The sequence below is a fragment of the Paenibacillus sp. FSL H8-0261 genome (assembly GCF_045040645.1).
Taxonomy (GTDB): Bacteria; Bacillota; Bacilli; order Paenibacillales; family Paenibacillaceae; genus Paenibacillus_AQ.
In genome coordinates this window covers 6,849,013-6,862,410 of record NZ_CP150297.1, presented here as the reverse complement: position 1 = coordinate 6,862,410, position 13,398 = coordinate 6,849,013, and the positions used below count along the sequence as shown (strand labels likewise).

General features: G+C 45.0%; 11 protein-coding genes. All 11 read left to right on the top strand.

Going from position 1 to position 13,398, the window contains the following annotated elements; translation table 11 throughout:
• Positions 1-130: 130 nt before the first annotated feature.
• The 11 genes from MHI27_RS30570 (at position 131) to MHI27_RS30520 (ending at position 13,389) form a co-directional block, all read left to right on the top strand.
• Positions 131-433: a MazG-like family protein gene (locus MHI27_RS30570; protein ID WP_170880353.1), complete on the top strand. Its 303-nt coding sequence runs from the start codon at positions 131-133 to the stop codon at positions 431-433.
• A gap of 6 nt (positions 434-439) precedes the next feature.
• Positions 440-1,357, top strand: a complete 918-nt coding sequence (locus MHI27_RS30565; protein WP_405175332.1) for a DUF2232 domain-containing protein — start codon at positions 440-442, stop codon at positions 1,355-1,357.
• 11 nt (positions 1,358-1,368) lie between these two features.
• A complete protein-coding gene (locus MHI27_RS30560) occupies positions 1,369-3,375 on the top strand; it encodes a DHH family phosphoesterase (RefSeq protein WP_042193037.1) in 2,007 nt (668 codons plus the stop codon).
• The gene (gene rplI / locus MHI27_RS30555) at positions 3,372-3,818 is read left to right on the top strand and encodes a 50S ribosomal protein L9 (protein WP_405175331.1); all 447 of its coding nucleotides are present in this window, start codon (positions 3,372-3,374) and stop codon (positions 3,816-3,818) included. Before MHI27_RS30560 ends, rplI begins: the two co-directional genes overlap by 4 nt.
• Before the next feature lies 1 nt (position 3,819).
• Positions 3,820-5,187: a replicative DNA helicase gene (gene dnaB, locus MHI27_RS30550; RefSeq protein WP_042131710.1), complete on the top strand. Its 1,368-nt coding sequence runs from the start codon at positions 3,820-3,822 to the stop codon at positions 5,185-5,187.
• A gap of 209 nt (positions 5,188-5,396) precedes the next feature.
• Positions 5,397-6,683: an adenylosuccinate synthase gene (locus MHI27_RS30545; RefSeq protein ID WP_060626292.1), complete on the top strand. Its 1,287-nt coding sequence runs from the start codon at positions 5,397-5,399 to the stop codon at positions 6,681-6,683.
• Positions 6,684-6,845: 162 nt separating this feature from the next.
• Positions 6,846-7,496 carry a hypothetical protein gene (locus MHI27_RS30540; RefSeq protein ID WP_339799569.1) on the top strand — a complete coding sequence of 217 codons (651 nt, stop codon included), beginning with the start codon at positions 6,846-6,848 and terminating at the stop codon, positions 7,494-7,496.
• Positions 7,497-7,805: 309 nt separating this feature from the next.
• Entirely contained in the window at positions 7,806-9,350 is a 1,545-nt protein-coding gene (locus MHI27_RS30535; RefSeq protein WP_405175330.1) for a peptidoglycan DD-metalloendopeptidase family protein, read from the top strand.
• Between the two features lie 189 nt (positions 9,351-9,539).
• Positions 9,540-10,271, top strand: a complete 732-nt coding sequence (yycF, locus tag MHI27_RS30530) for a response regulator YycF (RefSeq protein WP_042193032.1) — start codon at positions 9,540-9,542, stop codon at positions 10,269-10,271.
• Positions 10,271-12,100: a cell wall metabolism sensor histidine kinase WalK gene (walK, locus tag MHI27_RS30525; protein ID WP_042193031.1), complete on the top strand. Its 1,830-nt coding sequence runs from the start codon at positions 10,271-10,273 to the stop codon at positions 12,098-12,100. Before yycF ends, walK begins: the two co-directional genes overlap by 1 nt.
• On the top strand, positions 12,097-13,389 hold the full coding sequence (locus tag MHI27_RS30520; RefSeq protein WP_042193030.1) for a YycH family regulatory protein: 1,293 nt from the start codon (positions 12,097-12,099) through the stop codon (positions 13,387-13,389). Before walK ends, MHI27_RS30520 begins: the two co-directional genes overlap by 4 nt.
• The last annotated feature ends 9 nt before the right edge of the window (positions 13,390-13,398 follow it).

Here is a 13,398-nt window from a genome sequence, read left to right as displayed (position 1 = left end):
GTAAGAAGTACTAGTTCATCCCTTGTTGAAGCATACTTAAGGTGCGTGGGGCGCCTTTGTGTGACACGGAATTTTTTATGCTATAATGGAGAATAAAGCTTTTTGCCGGAGGTAGAGAGACGTGTCCAATGTGCCGAAGGATCTGGATGTCGCTAAACGCGCCAAGGTAATTGAATGGCTAAAAACAGAAGTGATTGACCAAGTTTCAAGGTTATTTAAAGCGTTATGGGAAGGCAGTACTACCCGTGTGGGCGACAGCCTGGCTAGTTTGATTATGAGCTCTTATATTTTGGGCCGCAGACTAGGGATTCCCTATCGTCAATTAGATGACTTGCTACTCGAGAAGCTCAGAAAGCATAAGCAGGAAGGGCATCAACTGGAAGAATGGTATCAAGATATATCTGCTTTAGAAGAACATATGCGTAAGAGGTGAATACTGTTGAAATTTCGCTGGTCATCTGTGGTTTGGAGCGTAGTATATTTACTTTTGCTGCTTAGTTTAACGACTCCACTGCTCATCATCACTACCCTATTTATGATTGTTCCGGCAGTAGTGTTATTCACTACGCTGAACACCAAACAATTCGTTCTACACGTATTGCCGGTGTTGCTGATTGTTGGTCTGATTACACCTATTTATGTGCTGATCGCGGCGTATTTCTTAATACCTGCTCTGGTTATGGGACGTTGGTATAAAAGACATGCTTCAGCAGTATCTACCGTGATTGCAGGTACGGTTACGATTCTTGGAGAATTCCTGTTACTCTTATTACTCGGTACGGCGTTATTTAACTTTGATTTGTCTAGCTATGTGAACGATGTGCTGCAGATGGTTAACTCGCCTCTGTCTGATCTTGGTACTGCTAATCCACTGTTTACTGATCTTGGATTTACGACTGAGGATGTAAACAAGCTAAGTCATATGACGGTTCAAATGATCCCAATGACTCTAATCGTAAGCTCTTTTATGATAGCTGTCATTACGCATTCTATTGTTCGTCCGATTCTGAACAGTATGAATTATGCAGTGCCTAAGATGAAGCCTGCTCGTGAATGGAGACTTTCGAGATCGTTTATTTGGTATTATTTGATTGGTGTGGTTCTTCAGCTCTTCTTCTCAGGATCAGAGAATAATTACATCCTCATGATTTCTGCCAATCTACTGCCGTTGCTACGAATTGGCTTTATGATTCAGGCGATTGGATTTTTCTTCTTCCTGGCGCATGAACGCAAATGGAACAAGGTGGTTGCCATTCTGCTAGCAATACCGGTCATTTTGCTGCCGCCGCTACGCATTATCGGTATTATTGATCTTGCTTTCCCACTGCGGGAGTATGTGACGAAATCGAAACGATAGGGTGAGAGTTCATGCCTAAATTTCTGCAAAGACGCTGGCACGGCTATCATACCGTATGGGCGTTCATGCTGCTGTTGGCCCTTATTATAATTGTTAGTATTTATAACTGGGCTCTTGGGGTCGTTAGCCTGTTTCTGGCAGGTACATTATGCTTCTATATGCTGAAGACGGAAATTTCGTTCCGCCGTAATCTGGTGGAATATATTAATGGATTAACTTTTCGTATTAAGCGAGTGGAGGGAGAAGCAGTGAGTATGCTGCCCCTCGGAATCATTCTGTTTAGCGAAGATCGAACAGTAGAATGGAATAACCGCTATGCTGGTGATATTTTTGCGCGCAAGTCTTTAGTTGGGGAACCGCTACTGGAATTGCTGCCGGATATGCAGTCTTTTTTTACGACGAATGTATCGGGAAAAAGGGATGTTCACAAAGAAGGCGTATTGCATGACACTCGCCTTGAGCTCACTGTGGATGAACGATTTTACCAAGCTGTCATTATTCCAAGTGAACGTATTCTTTACATGTATGATATCACTGAGCTTGTGGTGCTACGTGAACGTTATGAGGATGAAAAGCTGGCGATTGGCATAGTGATGATGGATAATCTAGATGAATCTGCTCAAGGAATGGATGATCAACAGCGTACTTCTCTGATCGCTAAGGTAGCGAGTGAGATCACCGAATGGAGTAAACAGTTTGATGTTTATCTACGTCGTCTGTCGTCTGAGCGTTATTTAATGCTACTTAATCATCGTAGTCTGCAAGCACTGGAAGAAAGTCGATTCGTTATTCTCGATGAGATTAGGGAAATGACAGCCGACCTTAAAGTGCCTATGACACTGAGTATTGGTATGGCATTTGGAGCGGACTCTGCAAGCGAGCTAGGTGCCTTAGCACAATCAAGTTTGGATATGGCGCTCGGCCGAGGTGGAGATCAGGCTGCTGTAAAAGCAGGTCAGAGGTTGTCTTTCTACGGTGGAAAGAGTAATGCTGCGGAGAAGCGTACACGAGTGCGGGCACGAGTCATTGCGCATGCGCTACGTGATTTAATGCAGGAGAGCGACCGTGTGCTGATCCTCGGCCACCGCACACCAGATATCGATGCTGTTGGTGCTGCGATTGGCCTTCTGAGAGCCGCACAGATGTATAATGTAGAGGCTAGCATTGTGATGGAGACTCCTAATCCTTCCATAACGAACATGATGGAGCAGATTCGGAAAGATGATGAATTGTTTAAGTCGTTCATCACAACGGAGCAGTCTTTACAAGTGATGACGGAGCATACACTGCTTATTGTTGTAGATACCCATAAGGCATCTATGACAATGGAACCGCGGCTTGTGCAATATGCGAGTAGAATTGTGGTCGTGGATCATCACCGTAGAGGTGAAGAGTTCATCAACGATGCTGTACTTGTCTATTTAGAGCCTTATGCTTCATCGACCTGTGAGCTGGTGACAGAGTTGCTTCAATATATCCATGAGAAGGTAAAGATTAGTCCATTGGATGCTACAATGCTCTTAGCGGGAATTACTGTAGATACGAAGCACTTTGCACTGCATACAGGCTCACGTACATTTGAAGCTGCAGGGTTTCTGCGCCGAAATGGTGCGGATACCGTTCTTATTCAGCGTATGCTGAAAGAGGATTTACAGGAGTATATTTCAAAAGCCGAAATTATCAAACATGCGCGTATGATTTATGATCAAATCGCATTGGTCGTTACGGCACCAGGTATGAAGATTCCACAGCTACTTATCGCTCAGACTGCAGATACATTACTTGGGATGACGAACGTAGTCGCTTCATTTGTCATTAGCGAGCGACCAGACGGCCTGATAAGCATTAGTGCTCGATCACTTGGGCGTATGAATGTACAGGTCGTGATGGAAAAAATGGGTGGCGGTGGGCATCTATCGAACGCGGCGGTACAGCTAGAAGGAACATGTAAAGAAGCAGAAGCCAGACTGCTGCAAGTGCTGGCTGAAATCGAATCGAAAGAGGGTTTATTCGAATGAAGGTCATTTTCATAAAAGATGTTAAGGGTCAAGGTAAAAAAGGTCAGGTTAAAGAGGTATCCGAAGGTTATGCTTCGAACTTCCTATTACCACGTGGATTAGTTCGTCCGGCAACGGAAGGCAATGTGAAGACGCTTGAGAATCAAGCAGCTGCTGAACAACGCCGTAAAGATAACGAAAAAGAAGAAGCTCAGCAACTGGGCAATAAGATAGATGAGCTTACCCTTACTATGAAAGCAAAAGCAGGTGAAGGCGGCCGTCTATTCGGAGCAATCACGAGCAAACAAATTGCTGAAACGCTAGCTTCCACTCAAAGCATTTCCATCGATAAGCGCAAGATTGAGCTAGGAGAGCCGATTCGTCATTTGGGAGTGTTTCAAGTAAGTATAAAACTACACACTGAAGTAAAGGCTACCCTTAAGGTTCAGGTAACGGAGGAGTAACATGGGTGGAGATCTCTTTTTCGATCGGGTTCCCCCGCAGAATCTTGAGGCGGAGCAAGCGGTAATTGGTGCTGTTCTGTTGCAGGATGAAGCGCTCATTACTGCAATGGAACGGGTGAATACCGAAGACTTCTACGATAAAGCGCATCAAATGATTTTTGAGGCGATGGTGCAGCTCGGAGAAGAGAGCCAGCCGATTGATCTTGTTACGCTTACTTCTAGACTGCAGGACAAGGGAGAGCTCGAAGATATTGGTGGTGTTAGCTACCTAGCTAAGCTGGCGCATGCTGTGCCTACTGCGGCTAACGTAGAATACTACGCACAGATTATTGAAGAAAAGGCTATGTTACGGCGTTTGATTCGTACAGCGACGCAAATCGTAAGCGAGGGTTACACCGGCGGCGAAGATGTAGCCGATATGCTTAGTGATGCAGAACGGCGAATTCTTGAAATCTCTAACCGGCGCAGCGGCAGTGGATTTATCGCAATCCGCGATGTTTTGATGGAAGTATTTGATAAGGTTGAACTCCTCCATCAGAATAAAGATAAGGGCGGCATGTCAGGTATTCCAACGGGATTTGTGGATTTAGACCATATGACTAATGGATTCCAGCGCAATGATTTGATTATTGTTGCAGCCCGTCCTTCTGTAGGTAAGACAGCATTCGCGCTAAATATTGCTCAGAATGTGGCCGTACGTGCCAAAGAGACGGTTGCCATATTTAGTCTGGAAATGTCTGCGCCGCAGCTAGTACAGCGGATGATTTGTGCCGAAGCTAATCTGGATGCGAATACTATGCGTACCGGTGACTTCAAGAGTGATGATGATTGGTCGAAGCTGACTATGGGCATTCAGTCCCTATCGGAGGCGGAGATTTATATCGATGATACAGCAGGGATTACTGTAACGGATATTCGTGCGAAATGCCGGAGGCTAAAGAAGGAAAAGGGCCTGGGGATGATCGTCATTGACTACTTGCAGCTCATTCAGGGCCGCGGTAAAGGCGGGGAAAACCGTCAACAGGAAGTATCGGATATATCCCGTACATTGAAGCAGATCGCTCGTGAATTGGACGTGCCGGTTATCGCCCTGTCGCAGCTTAGCCGGGGTGTGGAACAACGTCAGGATAAACGACCGATGATGAGTGACTTGCGTGAATCCGGTTCTATCGAGCAGGATGCCGATATTGTTGCGTTCCTGTATCGTGACGACTATTACAATCAGGACACTGAGAAGAAAAATATTATTGAAATTATTATAGCTAAACAGCGTAATGGTCCCGTTGGGACAGTAGAGCTTGTCTTCCTCAAAAACTTCAACAAGTTCGTTAACTACGAGCGAGCACATGCAGAACCATTTGCTGGGTAACCTGTCATGTATGATATCCGAACGATTGCACATTTCTTTGTGTAATCGTTCGTTTTATTTGACTTTGAAAAAAACGGCTGTTACACTGAGTATTGTCCTTTAGTGGGTAAATCCGCTTGGAGTCCGGAGGGCTACGTACATAAGAATGACGTACAGGGCCCATATTATGAAAAATAATGGTGCTTGCTAGCACCTACGGAGGAATGAACATGTCAACGGTAGTCGTCGTGGGAACACAATGGGGAGACGAAGGTAAAGGGAAAATCACTGACTTTCTAGCGGAAAGTGCAGATGTGGTTGCCCGTTATCAAGGGGGCAATAATGCCGGTCACACGATTCTGATTGACGGTGAGAAGTTTAAGCTCAGCTTAATCCCTTCTGGTGTATTTTATAAAGAAAAGACTTGTGTAATTGGTAACGGGATGGTTATTAATCCAGCTGCCTTGATCCAAGAAATTAATTATATTCACGAGAACGGATTTGACACTAAAAACTTAGTGATCAGCGACCGGGCTCATGTTATTATGCCTTATCACATGGTACTGGATGCTCTGGAAGAAGACCGTAAGGGTCCGAACAAGATTGGTACAACACGCAAAGGCATCGGTCCATGTTACATGGATAAGGCTGCACGTAACGGTATCCGTATTGCTGACCTGATGGATGCTGAGGAATTCGAATTGAGACTTCGTCACTTGATGGAAGAGAAGAACCAAGTGATTACTCAAGTATATGGCGCGGAAGCTCTTGATGTTGAAGAGATTCTGACTCAGTACCTGGAATATGCGGAAGTGCTACGTAATTATGTGACAGATACGTCGGTCATTCTTAATGAAGCTATTGATGCAGACCGCAAAGTATTGTTTGAAGGCGCACAAGGGGTAATGCTTGATATTGATCAAGGTACGTATCCGTTTGTTACTTCTTCTAACCCTTCTGCAGGTGGCGTATGCATAGGTTCTGGTGTTGGACCTTCTAAGATTAAACAGGTTATCGGGGTTGCTAAAGCCTACACTACTCGTGTTGGAGATGGCCCGTTCCCTACAGAACTGAACGATGCAACTGGTGATTATATCCGTGAAACAGGTCATGAATATGGAACAGTTACAGGACGTGCTCGCCGTGTAGGCTGGTTTGACAGTGTTGTTGTAAGTCACGCTCGTCGTGTGAGTGGAATCACAGGCTTGTCTCTTAACTCGCTGGATGTGCTGAGTGGACTTGAGACTGTGAAGATCTGCACAGGCTACAAATACCGTGGTGAAGTAATCACGCATTACCCAGCTAGCCTTAAGATGCTGGCAGAGTGCGAAGCGGTATATGAGGAGCTTCCAGGTTGGAGCGAAGATATTACTTCTGCAAAAACATTGGACGATCTGCCAGCAAATACACGCAGATATGTTGAACGTGTATCTGAGCTTACAGGGATTCCGATCGCCATCTTCTCAGTAGGCCGTAACCGTGAGCAGACGAATCAAGTAACGCCAATTTATATCTAAATAAATTTAGTCATTTATAAGGGACCTCGCGAGAGGTCTCTTTTTTATGTTTACTTTTATGCGTATGTTTCCCGAAGCCGGTTCTAGTCAATACTGGGAGTATAGAAAAACATGGAAAAAATATACCAGATAGACTTGAACATAGGTGAGAGGAGAGAAGAAATGAAGATCGTGAAGCGTGCACTGGGAGTATGTCTAATTGTAGTACTCGCAAGTACACTTTCAATTCTAACTACGGGCGTGGTTGTAAATGCTTATATTCAGTCGGTGCTGGCGAGCTTCGATATTAAAGTGGATAGTCCAGGCCCAGGTTTAGGTGGGATGGTCAAGAGTATTATTGGCATGGATAGCCAATCGGACTCCAATAAAGCGAATAAAGAAGCGACGACAACAGGCAGCGCAGTAAACAAGGATAAAGATAACAGTAAGGATACACCTGAAAAAGGGGAGCCGGTGGAGGAAAAAGCACCCGAGGATGCTTTACCGGTTATGGGCCAAGCCTCAAATGAGTCTTCTACTAACGAAAGCCAGAGTGGAAGTTTAGAGGACCAGAAATTGGTAATGACACCTGAGGCAATAGGTGACTTAAAAGATAATCTCCCTTCGGCGGAGAAGGTAAATATATTCAATATCTTGATGTCCAAACTACCGCAGGATGAGATGCAGAAAATCTCCACGGCGATGGAGGATGGTCTAACGGAGGATGAGGTTAAGGAGCTGCAACAAGTCATTGCCAAATATGTTGATCCCGATGAATACGAGAGTATAATGAAAATGCTTACACCAACTACAGAAACTCTACAGCAACCATAGTAATTGTCAATTTCTAGACACAAGAAAAAGGCTAAATTTTCATATTTGCGCAAAAAACCCGCGTATTTCGTGGGTTTTTTTATGTGTACAAAGTTGAAATTTTCCGCTCAGCTATGGTACATTAGATAAGGATGTTCAAAGGGTTAATTTTTTGTAACCAATTGTAACCTTTTTGAGGGTCCATTAGAAGCAGGAAATTAGAACTAGGATAAGTGGAAATATTCATGGTCGTAATCTATATACTCGAGATCGTATAACTAGCTTGGCCGCTCGTCTCGGATGACCGAGCGGACTGAAAGGGAGAGTTTCATGAAGGGATTTAAGTTCATGCGCCGGATGGGGAAACTGCAGGATAGCGACACAGCAGAATCCGGAGCAGATGTTCAGCAGAGCCACAATTTCGATCACGACTCCACACACTTTCATCAAGAAAAAGGAACTCGTAGATTCCGGCACTCTTGGATTTTGGGAGCTGTTGGTCTAGTACTTCTAACCACTGTGTTAATTGGTGCAGAGAAAAAGTATGTAGCAGCCAATACTGAAACCTTCTATCAAGTGTTGGTGAAGGGTAAGGAGATCGGGAAGCTTAACGATCAGGCACAGCTTAATCAGCTGTATGATAAGAAGCAACAGGAATATCAGGACAAGTATCCAGATTCAACGATGGTGCTTCAGACAGAAGGCATTACAATTAAACAGGAGAAAGCGTACAAGCCGGAAGTTGATAGTGAAGCAACGCTTAATAAACTAGATGGAATGCTGAAGGCCTATGCCGTAGGTGTACAATTATTGGTAGATGGCAAGGTGGTTGGCATTGTTAAGGATCAAGAGACCGCAAATGCGGTGCTTGAAGGGGTAAAGAATCATTATGTTCCGCAAACTAAAGTAGCAACGGCTAGTAAGCTCACAAGAACAGCAGCCTCAAGTTCAAGTGCTGCGAAAGCAAAAGCTCCTAACCAAGTGGAGTCAGTCAAAATTAGTGAAGAAGTTGCTATTGTTCCAGTGAAGACAGATCCTAACAAAGTGTTGGATGTCGAGGAAGCGGTCAAAACTCTTACCGAGGGTAAAGAAGCACCACTTCTTTATACCGTTCAAGAGGGCGATACGATTTCGGGGATTGCCAAACGGTTTGAAATTACACAAAAAGAGATCTATAGTAACAACCCGGATGTGAAAGAGCTAACGTTGAAGATTGGAGATACACTGAAGCTGAAGGTACCACAGCCAGATGTTACAGTTGTTACTGTAGAGCAAGTGTCAGAGCAGGTGGTTACTGAGCCTGAAGTGATCGTGCGGAAAAGCGACCAGTTACCAGCAGGCAAAAGTAAGGTCGTTCGTCCAGGACAAACGGGCCTTAAAGAAATGCAGTATCGGTTAACAAAGAAAAACGGAATGGTCGTACAAGAAGAGTGGTTGGGTCAGACCGTTATTAAATCTTCACTCCCTGAAGTGGTTTATCGGGGTACGAAGGTAGTTGGTGAAGGAACAGGCATGTTCAGTTGGCCAGTAAGCGGAGCAACCCTTACTAGTAGTTTCGGTGAGCGCTGGAGCCGTGCTCATAAGGGTCTAGATATGGTATCTGGCAACCGAAGCATTAAAGCCTCTGATGCCGGAACTGTAATCTTTGCTGGTGTGAAGAGTGGATATGGAAATGTGGTTATCGTGGATCACCGTAACGGATACGAAACCTATTATGGCCACTTAAACAGCATCTCCGTTTCTACGGGACAGCGTTTGGAACAAGGCGCCAAAATTGGTGTAATGGGCAATACTGGACGCTCGACGGGAACACATCTGCATTTTGAGATTCGGAAGAATGGCACTGCAGTAAATCCAATGAAGTATTTGCGATAATTCATATTTTAACCTCAACTGCTCGATTAAATTCGAGCGGTTTTATTTTTTTTGATATAGGAATGACGATACAGCTGTTTCTTTTTGCTGGGGAAGCCGATTCCTTATTTCGTAGGATGTGACGGTAAGACAGGTATGTTAAAATAAAGGAATGATCTTTAAGTAGGGATAGGAAGGTGAAGCTGAGACATGCAGATGGGAACGATTCTGGTAGTAGACGATGAACAGCCTATTGCTGATATATTGAAGTTTAATCTAGAAAAAGAGGGCTACGAGGTTATTTGTGCTTTTGATGGTAACAGTGCAGTAGAATTGGCATTGTCCAAAAAGCCTGATCTTATGCTGCTTGATCTTATGCTGCCTGGTAAGGACGGGATGGATGTTTGTCGTGAGGTTCGTTCTGCGCATTTGGACATTCCTATCATTATGCTTACTGCCAAAGACGGAGAGATTGATAAGGTGCTTGGTCTAGAGCTTGGTGCGGATGACTATGTGACCAAACCTTTTAGTACACGTGAGCTACTCGCCAGAGTGAAGGCCCAAATGCGGAGACAGCACAAACCGTCACCGCCGGGAATGGCGAATGAACCTGCAGAGACCAGACAGGGTATTTACCATTTTGATCTATTTATTGATACAGATATGTATCTGGTTTATAAGGGTGGGGAGCCGCTTGATTTGACCCATCGTGAATATGAGCTGCTCTACTATATGATTAAACATGCGGGTAAGGTGATGACCCGGGAGCATTTACTGCAGGCTGTGTGGGGATTCGAGTATTTCGGCGATGTGCGGACCGTAGACGTGACGATCCGTCGTCTAAGAGAGAAAATTGAGGAGAATCCCAGCAAGCCGGAATATATTTATACTCGGCGCGGACTTGGCTATTTGATGCATAGCCCTAAAAGCGGAGGACTGTGATGAAGTGGTGGTCCTTTTTCCGGACAATTCAGGCCAAGCTTATTATTATTTATGTGCTGCTGATTCTGATAGCTATGCAGTTAATTGGAGTCTATTTTGTCAGCTCGATGAAGAACTCGTTAACGGATAACTTCACGAAGGATCTTAAAGCACGTGCGGAGATGCTGTCCATCCTGACTGCTGATAAATTCGGTAGTGAGGCTGGTACCGTTGACGAGGAAACGGCTGTAGAAAGTCTGCGTGGTATGGTTAATAATCTTTACATTAACGGGGCTGAAATTCAAGTACTTGATGCTAGCGGCAAAATCATCACCACCTCCGTGCCCTCGCAGAATGACTATGTCGGACAGCGCAACACTCAGACCGTAGTCAATCGCGCCTTGCAGGGGATCAGCGATAATGAAGAATATATTATTGCCGATGATAATGTGCGGAAAAAGGTTGTGGCCAAGCCGGTACTTTCCGGTGACAAGGTAGTAGGTGCAATCTATATTGCTGCTGACATGAAAGATTTATATGCGACCATGGGCAGGATCAACAGTGTATTCATCTCTGGTTTGCTGTTAGCCTTGGGACTGACAGTTGTCCTATGTGTTATTCTTGCACACACCATTACGCAGCCGATTAAAGAAATGACTAGGCATGCAACAGCTGTTGCTGAAGGTCGGTTCAATCGAAAAATGCCCGTACTCGGCAACGATGAAATTGGACAACTCAGTCAGGCATTCAATTATATGACCGGCAGATTGCGTGAGGCGCTCTCTCAGAATGAGGAAGAGAAAGAGAAGCTCACCTCTATTCTGACGAATATGAGTGACGGTGTGGTAGCCACGGATGAGAATGGTGTAGTCATTCTTATGAACCTTCGAGCAGCACTTATGCTGGGAACAGAAGGTCCGTTGCCGGAAGGTGCGCCACTGGATAAATTGCTAGGTCTTGATTATGAGCAGAGTGGTTCCTTGGCTAAAGGAAATGCCCAGTCTGCAATGCTTCATCTGACACATATGGGTGGAGAAGATTCTAATATCGTGAGAGTTACGTTTACTCCGATTCATCGCCGTGAAGGTGGGATTGCCGGTACTATTGCCGTGCTGCAAGATGTAACTGAGCAAGAGAACCTGGAGGAATCACGCCGAGAGTTCGTCGCGAACGTTTCGCATGAGCTAAGAACACCACTTACAACGATTAAAAGCTATGTGGAGGCACTTGATGATGGAGCGCTTGAGGACCCGCAGTTAGCGGTTCGTTTTGTTGGGGTTATTCGTAACGAAACCGAGCGTATGATTCGTTTGGTTACGGATCTACTGCATCTGTCGCGTCTGGATTCCAAGGAGGCACTTCTCAGAATTCAGCAGACGGATATTACTGAAATGCTAGAGGATGTAGCAGACCGCTTTTCTTTTCAGATTCGGCAGAAGCGGATCGACATTAGTACAAGGGTCCGTAGGGATGTCAGCACAGCATGGCTCGATCGTGATCAAATCGATCAGGTCTTGGGGAATTTGGTCTCCAATGCATTAAAATATACGCCAGAAGGCGGTACGATTGAATTGGAAGCCTTGAAAAGTGAGGATGGAATGCTCTCCATTTCTGTACGTGATTCCGGGATTGGTATTCCGAAGAAAGACATCGAGCGGATCTTTGAACGTTTTTATCGGGTGGATAAGGCGCGTTCACGGAATATGGGAGGCACCGGACTTGGCCTTTCCATTGCCCGGGAAATTGTGAAAGCCCATGGAGGCTCTATTTCCCTGCAATCCGAGCTTAATGAAGGCTCTAAGGTAACCTTTACACTACCTCTGAATGCGCAAAGGGGGAGTGAGGCATGAAGGAGAGATTGAAGTCATGGATTCTAGCCTTGCTCGTGCTGGGAAGTCTTGTTGAGAGTTACTATTTGATTTATCGCTTGCCTGGTGCAGACTCAGCGGTACTCTCCGAGAATCTATATGTGAAGACAGACAATATGGGACCGGAGGAAAAGGTCGAGAACCTGCTGTACCCTGATAAAATGATCATCCATATGGGCGATAACAAACATACGCTTTTTTATCCAGACTCAACGTTCTATAGCTTGATTATGAATCGGTTAAAAGGGCGTGGATTTGAAAGCTTCCAGCGGCACTCGGTACAGGATTATGATTGGGATAAGATTCGAAATGAGAATCCGGGGATTGAGCTTTCGTTCGGATCCGGCATTCCGGTAACGTTACTGCAGCGGGTTATGCAGCTGTCACCTGATTCCCTATTTGAAGGAGAAAGCATTGATCGCATTTGGATCTATAACATTAAGAATGACTCCAAAGCGCATGCCATTTTCTTCAGTACGAGAGGCGACATTATATATGAAGCGGCAAAAGCGGATTTAACTGTGCAAGACGTGCAGCAGCATGTGGATTTCGGCAAGAACTGGACGCCTTACAAGTCCGTAGATGGTGATTATTATGTGCCAGACAGCAAGATTTCTCTGGTTCAGGTTGAGATGCCTTCAGGCATGTATACCATAGAACAAATGCAGAACAATCTTTTCTTCGATGTTGGAAGCACTAGATATATTCGCGAGAAAAATGGCTCGGAGATTTATACGGATAGCAAACGGAGTCTTCAGGTCGATAAGGAACGGAATTGGATGAGCTATAGCGATCCTGCCGCACTTCCAGCCGGAGACAGTACACCTGCCAAGGATGCGCTTGAAGCTGTAGAATTTGTGAACCAACATGGTGGATGGAATGGAACCTATCGTCTTGAAGCCACCGAGGAGGGGAGACAGGAGAGAAAGGTCTCTTTTCAACAATATTATGGTTCCTATCCATATGGCTCCTATCCGATCATGAGTAACTCGCAGCTGCAGTATGGTGTAATTAATCTGGAATTGCAGCAAGGCACCGTATCCTCTTATGAACGCTCGTTAATCTATATTGATGAGAGTAAGGCAGAAAAGAAAATCGTAGAGCTATCTGGAGGCGTGGAGCTAGAGAATCAATTGTCTGCGGTTAGTAAAACTTCGGCAGTGAAGGATTTAACGCCTGCGTATGTACCTGTAGTGAAAGAAGAGAAGCTGCAACTACTTCCAGTCTGGAAGGTTACGCTTATTGACGGCAGCGTTCTTACATTAAATTAATGTACAAGT